12 protein-coding genes are annotated in these 21,743 nt (G+C 43.6%); 9 read left to right on the top strand and 3 right to left on the bottom strand.

Translation table 11 applies throughout. The features are described from left to right. Positions 1–290: 290 nt before the first annotated feature. The 7 genes from KAI36_RS24395 to metK all read left to right on the top strand — a co-directional run bounded on the left by KAI36_RS24395 (position 291) and on the right by metK (position 11,937). Complete coding sequence (locus KAI36_RS24395) at positions 291–3,428, top strand: efflux RND transporter permease subunit (protein ID WP_220026241.1); 3,138 nt, start codon at positions 291–293, stop codon at positions 3,426–3,428. Positions 3,429–3,447: 19 nt separating this feature from the next. Further along, entirely contained in the window at positions 3,448–4,794 is a 1,347-nt protein-coding gene (locus KAI36_RS24390) for an efflux RND transporter periplasmic adaptor subunit (protein ID WP_220026240.1), read from the top strand. A gap of 543 nt (positions 4,795–5,337) precedes the next feature. Next, complete coding sequence (locus KAI36_RS24385; RefSeq protein ID WP_220026239.1) at positions 5,338–7,710, top strand: copper amine oxidase N-terminal domain-containing protein; 2,373 nt, start codon at positions 5,338–5,340, stop codon at positions 7,708–7,710. Positions 7,711–7,809: 99 nt separating this feature from the next. Continuing rightward, positions 7,810–9,345, top strand: coding sequence for a stalk domain-containing protein (locus KAI36_RS24380; RefSeq protein ID WP_220026238.1), 1,536 nt, complete (start codon positions 7,810–7,812; stop codon positions 9,343–9,345). A gap of 45 nt (positions 9,346–9,390) precedes the next feature. Continuing rightward, positions 9,391–9,969, top strand: coding sequence for a hypothetical protein (locus tag KAI36_RS24375; RefSeq protein ID WP_220026237.1), 579 nt, complete (start codon positions 9,391–9,393; stop codon positions 9,967–9,969). A 141-nt stretch (positions 9,970–10,110) separates the two neighbouring features. Beyond that, complete coding sequence (locus tag KAI36_RS24370; protein WP_071643325.1) at positions 10,111–10,401, top strand: alpha/beta-type small acid-soluble spore protein; 291 nt, start codon at positions 10,111–10,113, stop codon at positions 10,399–10,401. Between the two features lie 333 nt (positions 10,402–10,734). Further along, a complete protein-coding gene (gene metK / locus KAI36_RS24365; protein ID WP_013312298.1) occupies positions 10,735–11,937 on the top strand; it encodes a methionine adenosyltransferase in 1,203 nt (400 codons plus the stop codon). A 129-nt stretch (positions 11,938–12,066) separates the two neighbouring features. Here the strand turns inward: metK and KAI36_RS24360 are convergent, their stop codons facing one another. Genes KAI36_RS24360 through KAI36_RS24350 form a run of 3 tightly spaced genes read right to left on the bottom strand, consistent with a single transcriptional unit; the run spans position 12,067 to position 17,548 of the window. Further along, the gene (locus KAI36_RS24360; RefSeq protein WP_220026236.1) at positions 12,067–12,969 is read right to left on the bottom strand and encodes a TetR/AcrR family transcriptional regulator; all 903 of its coding nucleotides are present in this window, start codon (positions 12,967–12,969) and stop codon (positions 12,067–12,069) included. A gap of 56 nt (positions 12,970–13,025) precedes the next feature. Further along, entirely contained in the window at positions 13,026–16,142 is a 3,117-nt protein-coding gene (locus tag KAI36_RS24355) for an efflux RND transporter permease subunit (RefSeq protein WP_220026235.1), read from the bottom strand. Next, positions 16,139–17,548: an efflux RND transporter periplasmic adaptor subunit gene (locus KAI36_RS24350; protein WP_025722450.1), complete on the bottom strand. Its 1,410-nt coding sequence runs from the start codon at positions 17,546–17,548 to the stop codon at positions 16,139–16,141. The genes KAI36_RS24355 and KAI36_RS24350 overlap by 4 nt, the downstream gene beginning before the upstream one ends. A 267-nt stretch (positions 17,549–17,815) precedes the next feature. Here KAI36_RS24350 and KAI36_RS24345 point away from each other — a divergent pair, with 267 nt between their 5' ends. Beyond that, the gene (locus tag KAI36_RS24345) at positions 17,816–20,533 is read left to right on the top strand and encodes a stalk domain-containing protein (protein ID WP_220026234.1); all 2,718 of its coding nucleotides are present in this window, start codon (positions 17,816–17,818) and stop codon (positions 20,531–20,533) included. A gap of 47 nt (positions 20,534–20,580) precedes the next feature. Further along, on the top strand, positions 20,581–21,741 hold the full coding sequence (locus KAI36_RS24340; RefSeq protein ID WP_013312293.1) for a sensor histidine kinase: 1,161 nt from the start codon (positions 20,581–20,583) through the stop codon (positions 21,739–21,741). The last annotated feature ends 2 nt before the right edge of the window (positions 21,742–21,743 follow it).

Genomic DNA, 21,743 nt, shown 5'->3' with positions numbered 1-21,743 from the left:
ACATGAGAGGGATGTTTTTTATAAATCAGCTATTTGACTGGGATTAAGGGCCTATGCCATAATATCAATGAGGTAAAAATTGTGGATTAGCCTTACAACGTTTTTGGTTTTGGATTTGGCTTAAACGTCTGTAATTAATTGCTTTTTTTTAAGTATTTATCTCAAAATGTGTTTATTATTTTTCTATATGTTTTTTTTGCACATTTATCTGAAACTTTACGCCTATTTCATCGTAGTAGAGGATGTGTGTGCTTAAATATTACATAGAGAAGTGAGTGGGGAGTGATGAGATGTCTCAGTTTTCAATACGCCGTCCTGTAACAGTATTTATGTTAATTATTGCTTTGTTAATCGGGGGCGGTATTTTTGCGTTAAGACTTCCTGTAGAGCAAATGCCGGATATGAAGCTGCCATTCGCTGCAGTGGTGACTAGTATTCCAAATGCAACGCCTACAGAAGTTGAGGAATTGGTTACTAAACCTATTGAGAAAAGTCTGGCTTCTATTGAGAACGTGGACACAATCATGTCCGAGTCTTCAGAAGGAACATCTATGGTCATGATTCAATTTAACTGGGGAGTAGATATCAATCAAGCAACCCTCGACATGCGAGATAAAGTTGATGGGGTTAAAGGGTCTCTTCCCAAGGCGGCTAATTCGCCGCGTGTCCTTAAGGTGGATCTCAACGCAACGCCGGTTATTACGCTCTCTCTTACAGGAGACCAGGATATTAACAAGTTGAAGCCTATTGCTGAAGATATTATTGAGCCGCGGCTTGAAAGAATTGCTGGAGTAGCTGCAGCCAACATGTCAGGTGGGCAAGCTCGGCTTGTGAAGATTACTGTAGACCAAGCCAAACTTCAAAGCTATGGCATTACGCTAGATCAAATCAGCCAAGCGCTATCGTCTAATAACGTAGCGGGTTCTGCTGGTTCGGTGTACCGAGGCAATACAGAAATCCAACTTCGGGTTCAAGGTGAATACAAAGCTGTTTCAGAAATGGGTGAAACGCCAATTCCAGTAGGGAAGGGAAGCATTAAGCTAAAGGACATCGCGACAGTTGAAGATTCCTTGGATGATGTTACAACCATTTCTACCTATAACGGAAAGCCAAGTATCAATATTTCTGTTACTAAAGCCACAGGGGGGAATACCCTTTCAATCGCCGATTCTGTAAAGGATAGTTTAGATTCGATACGGAAGGAATTGCCTCCGGGAACTCAATTGGAGATGGTAACAGATGCATCCAAACCCATTAGCGACTCCGTACACTCATTAGTAGAGCATGCTATATTGGGACTTATTATCGCAGCTATTGTGTTGCTGTTATTTTTGAATAGTATACGTTCTACCATTATTGCTACTATCGTTATTCCAATTTCCTTCGTAGCAACATTTATGATGATGTATTTCACCGGACAAACCATTAATATTATTTCACTTAGCGGTTTGCTTCTGGGGCTAGGATCCTTTGTCGACTTTGCCGTTGTTATTATTGAGAATATTTTTAGACAGCGACATGAAGGGAAAAGCATGCTACAAGGGGCTATTGATGGCTCCAAGCAGGTGGGTAATGCCGTTATGGCATCTGCACTTGCGCAGATCGTAGTATTTTTACCAGTTGTTTTTGTTGATGGAATAGCGGGAGTTCTATTTAAACCGTTGGCGTTAACAGTTATTTTCTCTCACATTGCAGCCTTGGTCGTATCCCTTCTGATTGTGCCGATGCTCGGTTCACGTTGGCTACCTACCGTACCGGATGAATCCATATACTCTTCAGGTACTTATAAGGGCGTTAACCCTATTGTGTGGTTTAATATTGGCTTCGAGAAATTTAAGGGTGGGTATCGCCGTATACTGAAGTGGGGAATCAACCATAGAAAATCTGTGTTAATTATTACTTTATTAATGTTTGTGGCAGCTGGGGCTCTAGTTCCTTTTGTTAAGGCTGAATTTATCCCAGCATCCGATACTGGGGAATTCACAATTAACGTGAAACTTCCTAATGGAACGGTCTTGGAAGAAACGGAAAAGGTTGTTCAAGATATAGAAAAAGAAATTTTGAAAGTTCCGGATCTAGATAAAATGACAGTGACTGTTGGTTCTGGTGGCAATTCTGGTTATTCAGGGGCAGCTCCAACCAACTCAGCAGATCTAAGTGTAACACTGAAGGATGGACATCAGCCAACAGATGGTGTAGTTGAGGGCCTTCGTAAGAAATTTGATAGCATTCCGGATGCAGAGATTACAATGGCGTCTACAACAGGCCTTTCAAGCGGAGCGGCTGTTAATATTAACTTAAAAGGTGACGATATTGACGTCCTGAGAGAACTCTCGGACAATCTCGTTGCAGATGTGAAAAAGATACCGGGTACCGTTAATGTGAAAAGTAGCTTGAGTGCGGTTCGTGAAGAATATGAGATTACTGTTAATAGGGAGCTTGCGAGTCGATATGGCTTATCAGCGACTCAAATCTTATCTGCAGTGAATACTTCTTTTAATGGGTCAGTCGCCACAAGCTATCGTACAGGTGAAGATCAGATTGATGTGAAGATATCGTTACCAGAGCAAAACCGCCATGATTTGTCAAATCTAAAAGCCTTACGGATTACCACTCCACAAGGTATTGATGTACCTTTGTCTTCCGTAGTAAGTATTGATAAACGGACTGTACCCGATACTGTTACTCGTGAAGACCAAACGCGTCAAGTGCAGATTACAGCTGATATTGACGGAACAGGGGATATTCTTACTATTAATCAAAAAATAGATGCTCTTTTGAAGACTACTCACTTCCCAGAGGGCTACAGTGCAGATACGGGTGGCGGCCAAAATGAACAAATGATGGAGTCTTTCATGAACTTAGCGATAGCTATTTTGCTATCTGTCGTGCTCATTTATATGGTTATGGCAGGACAGTTCGAATCGTTGCTCACACCGTTTGTTATTATGTTTTCCGTTCCACCTACGGTAATTGGTGTGCTTATCGGTTTAGCTGTAACCGGGGCGAGTCTCAGCGTTTCAGCTTTGACGGGTTACATCATGCTCGTCGGTTTGGTCGTCAACAATGCCATTGTTATGATTGACTTTATAATTCAGCTCCGAAAAGACGGCCAAGATCGGGATGAAGCTATTATTCATGGAGCGTCTGAGCGGTTGCGTCCGATTTTGATGACCACGCTGGCTACTGTACTAGCTTTGCTCCCAATGGCATTCGCTACAGGAGAGGGTAACGAAACACAAGCACCGATGGCAGTTGTTGTTGTATTCGGGTTATCCTTCGCAGCTGTTATTACATTGATTCTTATTCCGGTAGTCTACGTCATCATGGATAATATGATACAAAAACGTAAGAATCGGAAATTAAAAAGACAAGCGAAGAGAGAATTAAAAAAAGAAGCGAAACTACAAAAAAGTGTTCATATATAAGGTGAGGTGGAGAAACATAATGAATAAAAAAAGTGCTCTGATTGCTACAACTTTGCTTTTATCAGTTGCATTAGCGGGTTGCGGTGGGGGGGAGGCCCCTGCCGCTCCAACTGCGGCGCAGCAAGCCATTCCGGTCCAAGTGGCCAAAGTGACCAAAGGTAGTATTAGCGATTCAACAGGTATTATTGGAAGCTTTGCTCCCAAAGAGACGGCTCAGGTGTCTCCGAAAATTAGTGGCAAAATTCAAAGCATTAACCTTACAGTGGGGCAAAAAGTAAATAAGGGCGACACATTGTTTACTATAGACCAAAAGGACTTGCGGGACTCAATTAAGCAATCCCAGGAGTCGTACCAGGTTGCCCTGGCCAATTTAAAGCAGGCAGAGTCAGGTGCAGCGCAATCGGTGCAGCAGGCAGAATCCAGCGTGGATCAAGCCAAAAGTGCGCTTGTCCAGCAAGACAACACCATCACCCAAGCTCAGACCAGTTTGGTAGATGCTCAGAGTTCCGTGCGTGATGCTCAAAATACGCTTAATCGCAACCAACAGCTGTTTAGTGCGGGTGCTCTTTCTCAATCCGAGTTAGAGCAGTCTCAAATAGCGCATAGAAGGGCCTTAACTGCGGTGGAGAATGCACAGATCACACTTCATAATGCGCAAACGTCTAAGGAAAGTGCGCAAACAACATATAATAATGCTCAAAAATCATTACGTCTTGCACAACAGAAAACGGGTATTGATGTAGCCCGAGCTTCTGTTAATCAAGCTAAGTCCAGTTTAGACACAGCACGTAGCCAATTGGTGGATTCTGTAGTCAAAGCTCCGATTTCTGGCACAATATCAGTAGTAACAGGAACCCAGGGGCAAATGGTTAGTGCACAATCCGCAGTTGCTACAATTGCGAATACCAATCCTATTATTGCTAAAGTCAACGTTTCTGAATCTGAGCTTCTTAAGTTGCAGGTGGGTTCATCTGTGACTGTAGGTGTGGACTCCTTAGATAAGCGAATTGAGGCCAGAGTATCAGCCGTCAATCCGGTAATGGATAATGATCTCAAGGCATATCCTGTCGAGATTTCGGTTCCTAATGGTTCAGGTGAATTAAAATCAGGGATGGTTGTGACTGTATTTATGAAGTCAGAAGCTCCTAAAAACATTTTGGTATCGCAGGATGCCATTACCGAGCAGGCAGGGAAGAAGTATGCTTATGTAGTGGAAGGAACTGTTGCTAAGCGGGTGGAAGTGCAGACAGGCCAGGAAAGCGCCAAACAGGTTGAGGTAACCAAGGGGCTTGCTGAAGGACAAAATGTTGTCGTTAAGGGTGTTAGTCTGCTTACGGATGGCGCGAAGATTAATGTAGTGAAGTAATTTGTCTCGGTTATATATATCGTAAATCACTGTTACTCCGTCATTCCTACTACTTAAAGTGTATTAGAGTATTAGATTTCAAGGGAATCTATAGACTTTATGTGCTTTATATATTCTATGGATAATTCTTAGCGAATATACTCCATTAAAGACCGACTTAAATGTACGAAAATAATCCTTGTACATTTAAGGTTGATAAGGTAAAAGTTGTAGGATGACGGAGGAACAGGTTCAATAGTATAATTATTACTGTGGGAAGCGGAATACATAATCAAAAAAAATAAAAAATTTTTTTTGAAACAGACGCAACTTTTTGAACCCATGCTACGTCTAATTGGGTGAGTATGAAACAAAGGGGTACAAAAGCGTAAAGACAAAATTCGCTAAAAAAAATCTTTACTGCATTGTTATCACATTGTATAATACTGGAGTACGTCATAAATGGACGCTTTCTTTCAACTAGATTCCAAGCTTCTGTGATATTGTCACAGATATCATTTTATAAGGGTTCTCATAAAGCTCGGAAAGGAGGTGTAACGACTGATGAGTGACAAGATCCGACAAAAAGACAAAAATAATATTTCTGGTTATATTCAAGGAGGAGAAAAAAAGGTTATGACAAAGTTTAACAAAAAAATGATCAACGTGCTGGCAACAGCAACATTGGTTGCTGGTGTTGCAGCTCCAATCGCAGCATTGACTGCACCAACTGCAATCCATGCAGCTTCTAGCTATTCTGCTGTTAATACTCCTAGTATTGGTTCGAGCCAAACTACTAACACTACTCTGGGTAGAGTGAAAGTTAACGTAAGCCAAGCTTCTGTTGGCAAAAATGAATCTTTCACAGTTACATTGCCTAAAGGTTTTGAATTCGCTACTGCCCCTGGTGTTGTCCCTACTGCTATTGACTCTACTTATGGTTTGGGTGTTTACATTGATCCAGGCGATAACAATGATGATGCTGCAGCTCGTGCAGAAACTGGATACGTTCCGGGTGAAGGTTTGACTGTAGAGAAGCTCACTAATAACTCTGCAAGAGTGACTTTCAACTTTACTAACTCTAAAGATAGCGTTGATCTTTACCTGAACTTTGGTAAAATTAATGTTAACGGACCTAGCAATGGACCTGTAAAAGCTACTTTTGATGCAGCTTCTGCAAGTGGTTTCACTAGCGGTGAAGCAACAATTGCAAACGTAGTTTCTTCCGGTCAAGTATCTTTGTCTGCTGCTGATACAGTTTCCAGTGAAGAGAACTTTACTGCAACTTTGAAAGTTAAAGAAGAAACAGCTGGTTCTTTGGGTAATAGCAACATTAAGTTGAAATTGCCTAGTGGTTTCAAATGGGATTCCGCTCCTAAAAGCCCAGCTACTATTTTGTTTACTTCTAAGACAGACAAAGCAATTCAACCATCAGATGTGAACTACTCTACTGATGGCGATACGCTTACTTTGTCTTTGAAAAAAGTGAGTGACGACCAAACATCTTTCCAATTGCCTGTAGGATTCTATGTTGATGATGAAAACAGTGCAAAAGAAGGCGACGTTACAGTTAGTATTTCTGGTAATGCAACAACTGATGTTAGCTCCCTCGTAGTTGGTAGCTATGGTCAAATCGGTGGTGGCGTTTCCGTTGCTACTCCATCAACAATTCTTGCTGGTCATGATGAGCAAAAAATTGGTGATGTTACAATTAAAGAAACTGTTGCTGGTTCTTTCGTAAAAGGACGTACTGTAACTTTGCGTTTGCCTGAAGGTGCTCGTTGGCAGTCAACTTTTGAAAGCAATAACCCAGGAAGCAACTTCTCCGGTTCTATGGAGAACACTAACGGTTTGGGTGGAGCAGAGGTTTCCTATACTGACTCTGACAAACGTACTTTGAAATTGACTTTCAACAACGCTAACAGCACAACTGATGCTGGTAGTCTGAAATTGAAAAACGTTGAAGTTGCTACGCAACCAGGTTTCTCTGGCGATCTGAACGTTGATGTTGCTGGTAGCCAAGGTCTGAGCGGCACTGTTAAGGTTGCAACTGTGAAACAAGCAGTTACTCTGGCTGCTGCTTCCAAACCAACCCTGACAATCGGTCTGGGCGATCAACAAGTTGGCGATATCACAATCACTGAAGCTGCTAAAGAAGCTTTCGTTAAGAAAGACGGTAGCCGTGAAGTAATTTTGGAATTGCCAACAGGCGTACGTTTTGCTGCTACTCCAGAAGTAAAAGTTACAGCTGGTGACGTTAAAGTGAAGAGCGTATCTACTGATACTTACGGCGAAAGCAACAAAGGCCGTCTGAGCTTCTACATCGACAGCGAAAGTGCTACTCCAAGTACAATCACAATTTCAGCTCCTAAGCTGACTGTTGACCGTACTGTAGCTCAAGGCGATATCGTTGCTAAGCTGAAAGGTAGCGCAGTTTCTTACACTGCATACAAAGGCGCAACTGACAACACACAAAACTGGAAAGATAACAACACTGCAGCTGCTGAAGTAGCAATCGCAACTGTTGGAACTCCAGCTCCAGGTGCTACTAAAACTAAAGCTGTCTTCACACTGGGAAGCACTTCCTACACTGTGAACGGCGAAAGTAAAACTTCTGATGTAGCTGCTTATGCTGAAAACGGACGCACTTACTTGCCAGTACGTTATGCAGCTGAAGCTTTGGGTGTATCCCCACAAAACATCCTGTTTGACAAAGCAACTTCCACAGTTACCCTGATTAAAGGTGACCGCGTTGCTCAAATCAAACTGAACACAAACCTGTTGACTATTAACGGTTCTGTGGTTCGTATGGACGTTAAAGCTGTAACTAACAAAAACCGTACTGTACTGCCTATCTTCTGGGTGAGCAGAGCGCTGGATGCATCCATCAACTATGATGCAACTGCTAAAACAGTAACTGTTGAAAACAACAACTAATTTAAGAGCAACTCTTTTGAGTTAACTGAATTAGATTAGAAGAGGGTTCCTTTTGGAGCCCTTTTCTTTTATTAGTCTTATTGACAAAGGAGAGAAATTATGAAACGTTTTGGAGTGGCAGTACTGTCCACATTGGTTCTTTCTTCTGCGTTCGCCAGTCTTGCAGGAGCTCAACCAGGTGATATAAAGATTATTATTAACGGTGTAACTCAGCAATATACCCAGTCACCGGTTGTTAGTCAAAATACAACCTTGGTGCCTCTGCGTGGTGTTTTTGAAAGCTTGGGTGCGAAAGTCGATTGGGACAGCAAAGCTAAAAAAGTGACAGCATCTAAAAATGACGATACGTTAACTTTAAATGTTGGTTCTAAACTTGCTTATAAAAATAGTAATCCTGTACAGCTCGATGCAGCAACTCAAATTCAAAAGGGTCAAGTACTCGTTCCTTTACGTTTTGTGAGCCAATCATTAGGCGCCAAAGTAAATTGGGATCAAAGTACACGTACAATTACTATTTCAAACCAAGCAGATGGAAGTACAACTGGCGAAGCCAATAGCTTGTCCAGTAAGCCTCTCACAGCTCCTGTGACAAAGGTTACCTATGATACCTACTATAATGATTCGTTGGCCTATGATGATGCCGTTAAACTGGCTATAGCTGATAGTACTACAGTTAAAACAGCAGCAACGAATATCGATCAAGCAGGCAAAATCATGAAAGAAGCAGGCAAGAATATTGACTTTGTTCCAGCAGAAGCAGGTGATGAGGCTTCTGATAAAGCTTTTAAAGGCTATGCTCAAACGAATCTTAATTATGAGGCTGCTAAGAAAAACCTGGATATGACCAAAGAAGGTATTGAATATAACGTAAAGGATCTTTATAACAAGCTCCTTCAAAAGCAGAATGCCGTCAAGCTTGCTGCTTTGAATATCGAAGATGCGGAGCGCAAACTAAAAGTTGCGCAAATCAAGAGGGATAATCAAATGTCGAGTGATTATGAGGTTACGCAAGCAACCAATCAGTTGACTCAAAATCAAGCTGCTTTAGAGAAAGCAAAAAAAGATCTAGATAGTGCATATGTATCTTTGAACCAAGTGATTGGTTACAAACCAGAGCAACGTTATGAATTAAAGGATAAACCTGTATATTCTGAGTTCAAAGATAATGTGGAAACTAAAGTAAGCCAAGTACTTACCAGCAGCACGGCCATTTGGCTGAGTGAGCAAAAAGTGGATTTAGCTGAATTGAGCTTGAAGCTCTACAATTTTAGTACGCCAGGAAACACACCTTACGAAGCTGAACAACTTAATGTCGAGAAAGCTCAGTATGCAACAGAGGGTACAAAGAGACAACTCGAAGAAGCAGTAAGAACAATCTATAACAACATCAAAGCATTGGAAAGTCAATATTCACAGATTCAAGCTGGTTTGGTGAGTGCTAGAAGTGCGGCTGATATGGCTAAGAAGCAATTTGATGTTGGGTTGGCTACGGAGCTTCAGGTTTATGAAGCTAATTTGAAAGTGACTACTGCTGAGCAACAGGCCGAAGATATAGTTACAAATATTGATACATTGAAGTTGGCTTTTGATAAGCCTTGGGCTATGCAGGGTTCTTCTGGAGCTAGCGCACAATAATTAAAACTTAACTATACTTGCTATAACCTGCTGTAGGAGGACTTCATGAAATCACGCTATAAAGTATCGTTGGCTGCTGTTTTACTTGGAGGAGGAATTGTTGCTGGCTCCTTAATGAACAATTCAGTTAATGGTGCCTCCAGTTCTGGACAACCTGGTACAGCTGATGATCCAGTCGTAACCAAAAGCTATGTCGACCAAAAAATTGCTCAGGCAATTAAAGGTGGAGTACCAGCAAGTAACACGAGTAGTAAAACGACTAGTTCGAATGCTTCAGCAACAAACACTACTTCTAACACAACGGCGTCAGGAACTTCTAGTGCAGGAAAAACTTCCACACCAGAGCAGACAGAGGCTTTAAAGGTTGTTGATGTAAAGCCTGGTCAAAAACTGATTGCCAAAGCAGGCTCGGAATTTATTTTACGTAATGGTTATGCCGTTGTGTATAGTATGGATGCCAGTGGTGCTATTGATATTACTTCTGGAACGGAAATTGTTCATAATCAGGCTGTCGAGAAAAATCATTTATTATCGTTTCCTAGAGAAGGAAGAGGTATTCAAGTAAAAGAAGGTCAGAAGTTTGGTCTGGTCGTTATGGTACGAGGCGGTTATACTGTTCAGTAAACTGTTTTGTATATAAGCTACTTTCGGTGGCTCTTTTTCTTAAATACTGCTTGGGATAGCAAATTGTTCTTGGCTAAGTTGAACCTAATCGCTGCACACTAACCCCATGAAAGACAATACGTTTAGTGGAGGGTGTATACGATGGCATCAAGAGGTCAAAGACGATTAATTCCTGAAAGCCGTGCCAGGTTAGATGATTTGAAGTATGAGATCGCTGCTGAGTTTGGGCTGCCTGTTTATAATCCTCAATATACACATATACAACCTAAGGCCGACAGTGAGTTTGCTGCAGAATTGGGACAGTTTGCAGGAGTCGAAAATGTAGCATGGCGTGATTTAACTTCAAGACAGAACGGTTCTGTTGGTGGTGAAATTACTAAGCGATTGATACAATCCGCTGAACGTAGCTTATCTGAATATGGCACATTGTAAATTGCAATAATTTCTACAGTTTTTGATCATATAGTAGCGTATAAACTGGGGTTATTTACATGTGAATCGAAAATGGTTTGCATGTAAACTTACCTCAATTTCGAAAGTTGTAATTGGGCTGTATGAATTGACACCTTGTTTTAAATAGGATATCATGGCATTTGAGGCTTGTACGCAACCTTTTCCTACCGGAAAAGGTTCATTTTTTATTAATCAGGTGTAACAAGATATCTCCCGCCATTTGTTGGCTTGAAGGTATCTGAATAATACCATTGCCATGTCAGGATTTTTTTATAAATCCTCATGTATTTTAATTGTGGGAGGTTGAAATTCATGTCTGTAAAAGGCCGTCATTTGTTCACGTCCGAGTCTGTAACAGAAGGCCATCCGGATAAAATCTGTGATCAGATATCCGATGCTGTATTGGACGCCTTTCTGGCTAATGACCCTAATGCACGGGTAGCATGTGAAGTATCGGTAGCTACTGGTCTCGTTCTCGTCATTGGTGAAATCAGCTCCAAATCGGAATACGTGGATATTCCATCCATTGTACGTAATACGATTAAGGAAATTGGCTATACACGTGCGAAATACGGTTTCGACTATAATACTTGCGCTGTATTGACTTCTTTGAATGAACAGTCGCCGGACATTGCTCAAGGAGTTAATGCTGCCTTGGAAAGCCGTGATCCTGCTGAAGTAGATAAAGAAACGGAAAACATTGGGGCTGGGGATCAAGGATTGATGTTTGGTTTTGCTACGAACGAGACACCTGAGTTGATGCCTTTGCCTATCGCTATGTCTCACCGTATTGCACGACGCTTGTCTGAAGTACGTAAGGATGGTACACTGAATTACCTTCGTCCAGACGGTAAAACCCAAGTAACGGTAGAGTATGAAAATGGTAAACCTGTTCGTATTGATGCTATTGTGGTTTCTACGCAGCATGCAGAGGATACTACTTTGGAGCAAATTCAAGCAGACATCAAAGAAAAGGTTATTTTGCCAGTTGTCCCTGCCGAATTATTGGATGAGCAAACCAAGTATTACATTAATCCGACAGGACGCTTTGTTATCGGTGGCCCTCAAGGAGATGCAGGTCTGACAGGCCGTAAAATTATTGTGGATACGTATGGTGGTTATGCACGTCACGGCGGGGGAGCATTCTCCGGTAAAGATCCGACCAAAGTGGACCGTTCCGCTGCTTACGCTGCTCGTTATGTAGCGAAAAACCTCGTAGCAGCTGGATTGGCAGACAAAGTGGAAATTCAGCTTGCTTATGCCATCGGTGTAGCTACGCCTGTTTCGATTAACGTCGATACATACGGTACGGGTAAAGTAAGTGATGAGAAGCTGGTTGAATTGATCCGAAATAACTTTGATCTGCGCCCAACAGGCATTATTCGCATGTTGGATCTGCGTCGTCCAATTTATAAGCAAACTGCTGCCTACGGTCACTTTGGCCGTACAGATTTGGATGTACCATGGGAGAGCGTAGATAAAGCTGAAATTCTAAAAGAACAAGCGGGGCTGTAACTCCTCGTATGTTATCAAAATAAAAGCAATAACCCAAAAAGACTGTTTCATGCTTTGCATGAACAGTCTTTTTTTGATGTGTTTCGCTGTTAAGTATGAATTTGTTCCGATGTACCGAATGCTGAGTGACTACTCGGATATCGGTGCATGGTCCAATAAATTTTTAAGTAAACGACAAACCTTTTGCAGTTCCTTGTACTGCTCTAAATACGCAAAAAGGGCTTTCAGGAGGCCTTTCTGAGGGTTCGATTTCAGAGCCTCTTCCTTTAAAAGAGCGTAGATTTGCTGACACTCCTGTTTCTCCTCTGAACTCCACGAAGACAGCAGTATACTGTCTTCCAAGGAGTGGAGAAGGCTGTTAATTTGACGGCCTTGGTCAAAGGGATTACTTAGAGCACTTTCAGGTAACCAGCCTTGCTTGCTCCAGAACAAATGTGGAGCTGAATCAGCATTGTTCAGGCTGGTTGCCAAGGAACTGGATAAGAAGATGATAAACTGTGTTAGATGTTCAATCGTTTCATCATTCATCCGATCGGCAAAGAAGCGAATATATTCAAACACAATGCTTTTAAGTACAAAGGTCATATCCCATGCATGATCTTCAATGCTCGGTCCAAAAATATCAATCAGGCAGTCGCGAACCCATTTGTACAATTTGTATTCATGATTCTCGAACGCGTAATTGAGTTGTTCATTCTGAAAAATAAGCATGGAAGGCTCAGGAAGATCCATCATGAGATACACTTTGTTTTCAACGAGATTTTTCAAGTAAAGTACAATAAAACCGTGCAGTTTATCGTGCTTAGAAAGATCAGGTTTACTGTAGAGAGCCCGGATGTCTTGTTCAATGTTATTTTCCAGAATGATACACATTTCTAGAGGGAGTTCTTCTTTTCCTTGAAAATATTTATAGAAGGATGCCTTCGCCATCCCACTTTCTTTGGCGATTTCTTCAACAGATGTTGAATAATAGCCTTTTCTGGAGAACAGCCGAATGGCCGCCTGTAAAATATCATTTTTTTTACTTTCCATACATACTTCCCCCTAGGGACCGACCAACTCGACAGCATGCGAATTCACTTCATACCTCACAAAGGTTGGTCACGTGTGATAACTGTGTGCTGCTGTTTTTTGAGTTGACGGCGCATCTTGTACTTGGCCATGATCATATACAAGGACGGCACGACAAACAAGGTTAACAAGGTCGAGAATAACAAACCGAAAATGACGGTAAACGCCAGTGGCTTAAAGAGCAGGCTTCCCAATAGTGCTAACGGAATCATACCTACAATTGCTGCCAAAGATGTCAATAAAATAGGTCTGAAGCGAGCAGCGGCTGCCTGTATTACGGCTTCCTTTAATTCCATTCCTTCATGTCGTGCATCCTCGATAAATTCAATTAACACAATCCCATTCCGCACAACAATGCCTGCGAGAGCAATAATTCCCATGATGCTCATAAAACCGATAGGCATACCGGTCAAGAAAATACCAATAATCCCGCCGGCTGCTGCCAGATACACGGTCGTCATAATAATAATAGGAATGGAGAGAGAATAAAATTGCATGGTAATCAAGAGTAAAATGAGCAAGACTACAACGATCGCCAGCTGTCCTAAGTCCTTGAATATGGTCGATTGGTCAGAGGTTTCCCCACCAACCTCCCATTTGTAGCCTTCTGGGAACTTCATTTGCGCCAGCTTACTTTCAACGTCAACCATCGCTTCGCTTGCAGTTCGTCCGTTCAAGTCGGCTTCCACCGTAATCGTCCGCTCCATATTGTAATGCTTGATTTGCTGAATAGCAAATGACGGCTTAATCTGGACGAGCTGGTTTAATGGTATTTGCTTACCAGCTGCATTAACTACACTTAATTGTTGGAAAAGCTTACTTGGCTCCTCGTCACTGTGATTCAAATACATTTTAATATCTACCAGACTATTTCCAGCATCAAATTGGCTGACTTGGGCTCCTTCTTTTAATAGAAGCAGCGTGCGAGTCAAATCTGTGTAACTTACCAGGTATTGATCCATCGCCTGTTTGTTGACCTCAAGCTCCAGTGCATATCGTTCAATTCCTATATCATCCACGATGCCTGTTGTGCCCTCTACTGTCGCGATCTGCTCCTTTGCTTTTTGGGCAAGAGTTTGCAGTTCATTCAGATCCTGACCTGAGATACGAATAGAAACGGGCTTACCCACTGGAATCCCGAGACGAGGAACATACATCGTAACTGTAACTCCAGGGTAGGATTTCTTAACATGTTGTTCCCAAGCATCCACTGTCGTATTGAGATCGAATACGTTTTCTTTGCCGACGACAGCAATCTGCCCCACCGTTTCGTTATAACTAATATTTCCACCCGAACTATTAATGTCACTAAACAGTTGTGGGGCAGTCCCTCCAGCGCTGTAGACAACCTTGGAAGTTTCAGGTTGCTTTTTCACCCAGCCTGCAAGGTCTTTAACGACCTGGTCGGTTTCCGCAATTGAAGTGCCTACAGGCATTTTTACATTTAGTGCAACATGAGGATCTTCCGACTCAGGAAAAAGTTCAACTGAGGTAAAGGGAACTAATCCATAGGCGGCTGTTCCAAGCATGAGTCCGACCATGGCTGTCAGCAAGGGACGCTGAATGACCTTAGGCATCAGTTTTTGTGAATAGAGCTTGTTTAAAGAATGAATCTGCTGGCCGAGCAAGCCTGCTGGTTTAGACTTACCCTGAGGGTGACGAGCCTGTCTGCGTTTCTCATACCATTCTCGAAAAATAGGAATGATGGTAAGCGACATGATCATAGAGGCAAGCATGGTCAGGGAGACAATAGCGGGAATGGGTCTAATAAAGGCCCCTACATTTCCCGGCAGAAACAACAATGGCGCGAAAGCTGAGATGGTGGCCAGAGTTGCAACCAATATAGAAAGCATGACCTCTTTGGTGCCTTTTACAGCAGCGACTGAGGGCGATTCTCCTAATTCCGTAAGTCTACGCTCAATATTATCATTTACAACTACGGCATCATCCACGAGTATGCCGAGTACGATGATCAGACCGACAACGGAAATCTGATTTAGAGTAATGCCGAACATAGGCAAAAAGATAATGGCAATCGAAACCGATATAGGAATTGCCAGTGCGACAAATGCAGAGGTGAGCATATTCAGCCCCAACATACAAACGAGAATAACGGCCGCAATCGCAAGAATCGTTTCACGCTTTAAGTCGTCAAAGATATGAGTTACCTGATCCTTTTGTGCAAAAAGAGTTTGAAAGTGAACACCTGCGGGGAGTGTTTTCTCCAGTTCTTTGAGCTTGGTATTGACCTTTTCACTCATAGAAGGGATGTCTGTGCCTGTTTCTGCTCCAATACTTAGCGTAATGGCCGGTTTACCCTCTACATAGGCAAAGTATTCTGCATTAGGATGTGCCAGCTCCGTTGTGCCGACATCTCTCAAATAAACAGGATTACCTTCTTTGGTGCGTGTCAAAAGAACCTGATTCAATTCATCAGCTTTTTCGGTCTCGCGAACAATAAGTTGATAGGTACGTCCGTTGTATTCAATATTACCGGTAGGAACCCGATCAATTTGAGACTGGATCGCTTGAGCTACTTGTCCCCATGACAGCTGGTATTGCTGGAGCTTCTGGTTGTCAATATGGACACGTACTTCTTGATCAGGGAGACCATTGAATTTGACGCTAGATACGCCAGAAATGGTATTAAGCTGATCTTTCCAAGTTGTTGTTAAATCATTTAGTTTATACAGTGGTGCGGAAGAGTCAGCTGTTAGGGCATAGGAGCCGATAAAAGAGCTGGTTAGCTTGTCATTTACAACAGGCACTTCAGCGCCTTGAGGAAGATCAGCTTGTGCATCCTGCACTTTTTTACGCATATTATCCCAAACCGTTTGAGGATCAACTCCGTTTTTGGATTCGATTAAAATAGAGGAGAATCCGTTACCAGAAGTCGAACTAATCGTTTTAACACCTTCTACTTCCTTAATGCGTTTCTCTAGCTCTTTGGTTACGGTTTGTTCTACTTTTTGTGGTGAAGCACCAGGGTAGACTGTTGTTACCATAGCATTCTGTATGGTGACATCCGGCATTTCCTGCTGTGGTAACTGGAAAAAGCCGAAGATTCCGACCAAAATCAGTATGACAAAAAACAGCAATGTAATTTTTCGTTTTTTTACAATGTACTCAATCATGGTCGTCCGCCTTCCTCCGACTGAATCGCATTTCCATCAAACAGGTTTTCTGCCCCTTTAACGATAATACGTTCACCTTCATGGAGTCCCGATACGATTTGCAACTGATTTTCTACAACCTGATTACCAAGCTCCACAGGGATTTTAACAGCTTTTCCTTGAACATCTTTGAAAATAAAAGGCTTGCTTCCCGTATTAATGACCGCTTCGGCAGGTACGAGAATCCCATTCTTGTCTGTCACCTGTTGAGCAGCTTTAATGACCTGGCCGGGTAACCAGTCTCGCTGTGGATTGTTTATAACAATTTCTACGTTAACCCTTCCTGTATCGGTGCTGGTTGAAGGATAGACGTTAGACACCGTACCTTGACGAGTTTCTTCATAGAGCACAACTTTCACTTGTTGTCCCTTTTTCCAATCCTTAATTTCACTGTCTGGTACAGGAAGCAGTACTTTGAGACGGTCGATGGAGCCTATGCGATAGACGGCTTGCCCTGACGCGACCAAATCACCTGTATTCACGATTTTATCTAAGATTACGCCGTTCACGGGAGAGGTTAAACGGGTGCGTGATAGTGCCAGCTCTGCCTGACCCTTGGCGACAAGAGCTTTTTGGTAGTTAGCACTGGCTTGTTTCTTGGAAGCCTCAGCCTGTTCAGTGGCTGCAAGAGCTTTAGTTCTACCTGCAAGCGCATCCTGAAAGGAAGCCTGGACCGATTGATGGTCTTCGGCTGTTGCCCCTTCTAGCAAAAGGGACAGGGAGTCTTTCGCTTGTTCCAGATTTTTAAGAGCAGCGGTTGCGTTCAGGCGGGCATTCTCGTTATCCGACGCGGTGGCTGCGCCCGCCTCAAACAGCTTTTGTGTACGCTCGCTATCTGTCTTGGCCTTGATATAGGCGCTTTGCGCCTTATCTACAGTGGCTTGCGCTTGTTGTTTTTCCTGAGCACGTGCGCCCTTATTGATCTTGCTGACATTTGCGCGAGCGCTCGTGATACCAGCATCGGCAGATTGAATCGCAGAGGCAGCTGCCTGTAGGTTAGCCTGTGCGTTATCTATACCGGCCAAGGCCTCTTGAATAGAGGCTGTCGCCTGTGCAACCTGCAGTCTATAGTCAGCGTCATCTAGACGGGCAATGGTTGTACCTTTCTGTACAGCTGTACCGGTAGTGATTTCTGCGCTAGCGACGATACCACCGTTCTGAAAAGCCAGCGTACGTTCCTCATAGGCTTGAAGAGTGCCTGACAAGTTATAGGCTGTATGAAGGGGCGTGGATTTGACGATTGCAGTGCGCACAACGGTTGGCTGTGCAGATGAACCTAGAGCGGCATCTTTTTTTTCTGTAGAACATCCGGTGATTGCGATGCTCAGGGATAAAGTGAATATGATGATGACTCGTTGTTTATTCATGATTATCAATCCTTCCGAGTAGGGTCATAATTGGAGTTTTGAACTAATCAGTATTATTTGAACTTATTAGTTCAAATGTATTATAGTGCGCCAATATTGCATTCGTCAATTCACCGTTTTAGATTTTATGAATTAGTTGACGGGATTTTCGTAACTTTTGCCTATATAATAAGTCTATTAACATAAGAGGATTTTTTTGTTTATTGATAGAGTACACGCGCGGAACAAAACCGTTTGAATACATTGAAGATGGGAGCTATTATCCAAATGTTTTTAAGTAATAAGAAACAGAGTGAAGTGAAAGTTAATGGCAGAGGAATCGCTAAAAGATGGGTCGTGTTAACACTGGCAGGGGTATTATGGGTCGGTCCGGTTGCTGGAACTGGGGCTCTAATCCCCTTGAATGGTTGGATGTCTGCTCCAATCGCAAGTGCAGCCTCTGGTTCAACTGTCAAATTGGGCGAAGAGATCATTACTTCGGGTGCAACATTATTGAAATATCGTTTTAAAGGTTCCAAAGGAACAGCGCTGGCTGATATCATTCGAGTGGACTTGCAAAATCCGTACGTTAAGCTGGATGTCATGACGGGGAAGAATGGACAGTTTACGACCCGTCAGAGCACAGGTGGCATGGCAAAAGAGACCGGGGCGGTTGCTGGTGTAAACGGGGATTATTTTAATACCTCCAGCGAGGGAGCGCCGATCGGTGGACAAGTATCCAAGGGTGTGTTGATGTCTACTCCGTCTGATTTAACGGGTATGTATGCCTTTGCTGTAACCAAGGATGGTTCTCCGATGGTGGAGCAGTTTACTTTTGAAGGTACAGTAAAAGCTGGAGATGGGTCGTCCTTCTCTTTGGCGGGGATGAACAAGGCTTCGTATTCGCCTGAGACGAGTGGGGGCAACTATAGTCACTCTAATGCTATGTATATTTATACATCTGCTTGGAAAGCAATTGAGCGGCCCAAAAACAGTTCGACAACGCCCACCGAGATCTTGGTACAAAATGGTGTAGTTACACAAGTCTCCGACAATGCTACGTTGAATATGACCGTTCCGCAGGATGGCTATATTTTACGTACTCATGGTAAAGCTGCTGACTACGCCAAAGCGCATCTGACCGTGGGACAAACCGTAGAAACGAGCTATCACCTTCGTGTTAAATCGACAGGGAGTGAAGTAGATCCTTCTAACCTTCAGATGATGATTGGTGGACATACCATATTAGTAAATGACGGTCAGAAAACCTCTTTTTCCCGGAGCACAACAAGCATAGGCGGGACGCGTGCGCGTACAGCTCTGGGATATTCTCGTGACAAGCGTTACGCTTATGTCATAGCCGTTGAGAAGAATGGGAACAGCGTTGGTGTATCCCTGAGCGAGCTGCAAACGCTGATGAAGGATATTGGCGTCTGGAAGGGGATGAACCTTGACGGGGGCGGCTCTACCACCATGGTGACACGTGATTTGGGAGATACGACAGCGGGGCTTACGTTCAATACAGAATATGGTACAGAGCAACGTAGTATTGTAAATGGAGTAGGGGTATATACCAATGCTCCTAAAGGAACGCTCAAAGGCTTCACCATCAAGGGCAATAAAACGCTGCTGATTGGACAGACCGGAAGCTATTCCTTCAAAGGGTATGACAACTACTACAATCCATTTGATACCTCGAAAGTACAAGTGACGTGGAAATCCAGCAATCCGGCTGTTGTATCAGTGAGCGGCGGCGTTGTAAAGGGAGCCAAACCAGGAACGGCTACTTTAACGGCATCCAGTGGCTCAGCCAGCGCTACAACCAAGGTCACGGTGCTTGGAGCAGATGAAATTTCATCACTTACCGCAGGCACTGGAACTGGCTCGCTTACCGCTGGAGCTAAAATCGCTGTACCGGTAACGGCAAAGACAAAAGATGGACAGAGTGTCAGCATTACGTCAGATGCGCTCAAATGGGAGTTCATCGGCTTTAAGGGCAGTGTCAAGGACAATCAGCTTACAGTAAATACGGTGGATGCAGGCGTAAAAACGGGCTATGCCATCGGTCGCTATGATGGTTTCAGCGCTGTCGTCTTCCTGTCTGCTGGCGGAGCAAGTACAAATAACTGGGAGAACTTCGAAAATGTTTCGTATCCGGTTGATTTTACTTCGAATGTGGAAGGTGTTACTGGCACAGCGGCTGTTGTACAAGGAGATGGCGACCATTCCAATTCCAAAGTACTAGAGCTGAACTACGATATGACGAACGGCAGTGGTAAAATGTATGCTTACGCTCAATTGAACGGCACATCCGGGAAAACGCTTGAACAGGCGGCTACTTCCATCTCGATTGATGTCAGAGGGGATAAGAGTCTGAACTGGCTGCGCGCAGAGCTAGAGGATGCTCAAGGCAAAACAGCATATATTGATCTCGCTAAAGTGATCGACTGGAACGGCTGGAAAACCATTAGCGCAGATATGAGCGGTTTGAATATTTCGTATCCGGCGAAGCTGAAGCGTCTTTATGTGGTCAATGTGGCAGAGGGTCAGGACGAGCGCGCTAAAACAGGCAAAATTGCTTTTGATAATATTTCTTTTAATACACCGGGAACGGTCGGTACAGAAGGACTCAAAAAAGGAACAGCTCAAATGACGATCGGGCAAAAATCAATGACGGTGAACGGAACGCCGACCACGATTGATGCCGCTCCGATGACTCGCGAGGGTTCAACGTATGTTCCGATCAAGTATGTGCTGGACGCATTTGGTGGACAAGCCAAATGGAATGCGGGCGATCAGCGGATCACTATTATGCGCGGCGGTGTACTGATGGATTTGACCGTAGGGAAAAAAGAAGTTGTTCTGAACGGGAAGCGGCAAAGCACTGATGTTGCACCCGTTGTGCTAGGAGGTAGGACTTTAGTCCCGTTAAGACTCGTGTCTGAGCAGTTAGGAATGACTGTAAAATGGGAACAGGAAACGAAGACCATCACCCTTCAGTCATGATATGGTATGATATATACTTGAAATGCTAGGATTGGAGTAGAACATTTGTGGACTTTCAAGCCGATATCATAGACCGAGTCATTAAAAATGCCATCCAGGTGATGGAGAACAGCAAATATCAGATGTTCGAAATATTGGACACGGCCCGGACCGAGCTGGTCACGTTAAATCAGGAGCTCCAGAGCGTCTTGAAGGAAACGGCAGAAACGATCGAAAAGGTGGACCAGCTGGAAATGAACTATCGGCGGTCCCGCATTCGGTTGACTGAGGTCAGCCGTGACTTCGTTCGCTATTCGGAAGAGGATATCAAGCAGGCTTATGAGAAGGCAACACAGCTTCAACTCGATGTGATGATTTTCCGTGAGAAGGAAATGTATCTCAAAGCCAGAAGAGATGATCTTCAAAAGCGGGCCAAAAGTGTCGAGGCTTCTGTCGAGCGCGCCGAAACCATAGGTTCGCAGATGGGGGTCGTGCTGGAATATTTGTCGGGCGAATTGGGACAAGTGACGCGGATCATCGAATCGGCCAAAAACCGGCAGTTTATTGGTCTGAAAATTATTTTGGCTCAGGAAGAGGAGCGCAAACGCATATCCCGTGAAATTCACGATGGGCCTGCGCAGCTCCTTGCGCATCTAGTGCTTAGGACGGAAATTGTGGAAAGAATGATCGCCAAGCAGGAATTTAAGATGGTTCAGGACGAAATAGTAGACTTGAAGAAACAGGTTCGCTCCAGTCTTGAGGAAATGCGAAAGGTCATTTTCAATTTGCGTCCTATGGCCCTGGATGACCTGGGGCTTATTCCGACGCTCCGGAAATATGTGCAGGATTTTGAAGAAAAAACGAAGATTAGATCGCTTTTTGAAACAAGGGGCAAGGAACACCGTCTCTCTTCCGCGATGGAAGCAGCCATTTACCGTCTGATCCAGGAAGCTTTGACCAACGCTGCCAAGCATGCTTATCCTACCTATGTGCTTGTTGAGATTACCTATCAGGCGCAGCTTGTAAAAATCGTGGTGCAGGATAATGGTTTGGGCTTCAAGCCAGAGCTTTTTCAGCAAAAAAGCAAAGATCATGGGCATTTTGGTCTGATTGGTATGCGGGAAAGGGTTGAACTGCTCGAGGGGAGAATGGAGATCGAATCAGCTGAGAATCAAGGCACCAAGATAGTGATTCATATCCCAACCAACGTGGAAAAGGGAAAGGAGTAACA

Source organism: Paenibacillus sp. S02, assembly GCF_019454065.1.
GTDB classification, from domain to species: domain Bacteria; phylum Bacillota; class Bacilli; order Paenibacillales; family Paenibacillaceae; genus Paenibacillus; species Paenibacillus polymyxa_B.
The sequence above is the reverse complement of the archived record's forward strand: the minus strand, read 5'-3'. Positions and strand labels throughout refer to the sequence as shown.

What these genes read in the sequence shown, in the direction of transcription:
- KAI36_RS24355 (WP_220026235.1), bottom strand. Translation starts at nt 16,142, where the DNA reads ATGATTGAGTACATTGTAAAAAAACGAAAAATTACATTGCTGTTTTTT.
- KAI36_RS24390 (WP_220026240.1), top strand. Translation starts at nt 3,448, where the DNA reads ATGAATAAAAAAAGTGCTCTGATTGCTACAACTTTGCTTTTATCAGTT.
- KAI36_RS24395 (WP_220026241.1), top strand. Translation starts at nt 291, where the DNA reads ATGTCTCAGTTTTCAATACGCCGTCCTGTAACAGTATTTATGTTAATT.
- KAI36_RS24380 (WP_220026238.1), top strand. Translation starts at nt 7,810, where the DNA reads ATGAAACGTTTTGGAGTGGCAGTACTGTCCACATTGGTTCTTTCTTCT.
- KAI36_RS24360 (WP_220026236.1), bottom strand. Translation starts at nt 12,969, where the DNA reads ATGGAAAGTAAAAAAAATGATATTTTACAGGCGGCCATTCGGCTGTTC.
- KAI36_RS24345 (WP_220026234.1), top strand. Translation starts at nt 17,816, where the DNA reads ATGTTTTTAAGTAATAAGAAACAGAGTGAAGTGAAAGTTAATGGCAGA.
- KAI36_RS24370 (WP_071643325.1), top strand. Translation starts at nt 10,111, where the DNA reads ATGGCATCAAGAGGTCAAAGACGATTAATTCCTGAAAGCCGTGCCAGG.
- KAI36_RS24385 (WP_220026239.1), top strand. Translation starts at nt 5,338, where the DNA reads ATGAGTGACAAGATCCGACAAAAAGACAAAAATAATATTTCTGGTTAT.
- KAI36_RS24375 (WP_220026237.1), top strand. Translation starts at nt 9,391, where the DNA reads ATGAAATCACGCTATAAAGTATCGTTGGCTGCTGTTTTACTTGGAGGA.
- metK (WP_013312298.1), top strand. Translation starts at nt 10,735, where the DNA reads ATGTCTGTAAAAGGCCGTCATTTGTTCACGTCCGAGTCTGTAACAGAA.
- KAI36_RS24350 (WP_025722450.1), bottom strand. Translation starts at nt 17,548, where the DNA reads ATGAATAAACAACGAGTCATCATCATATTCACTTTATCCCTGAGCATC.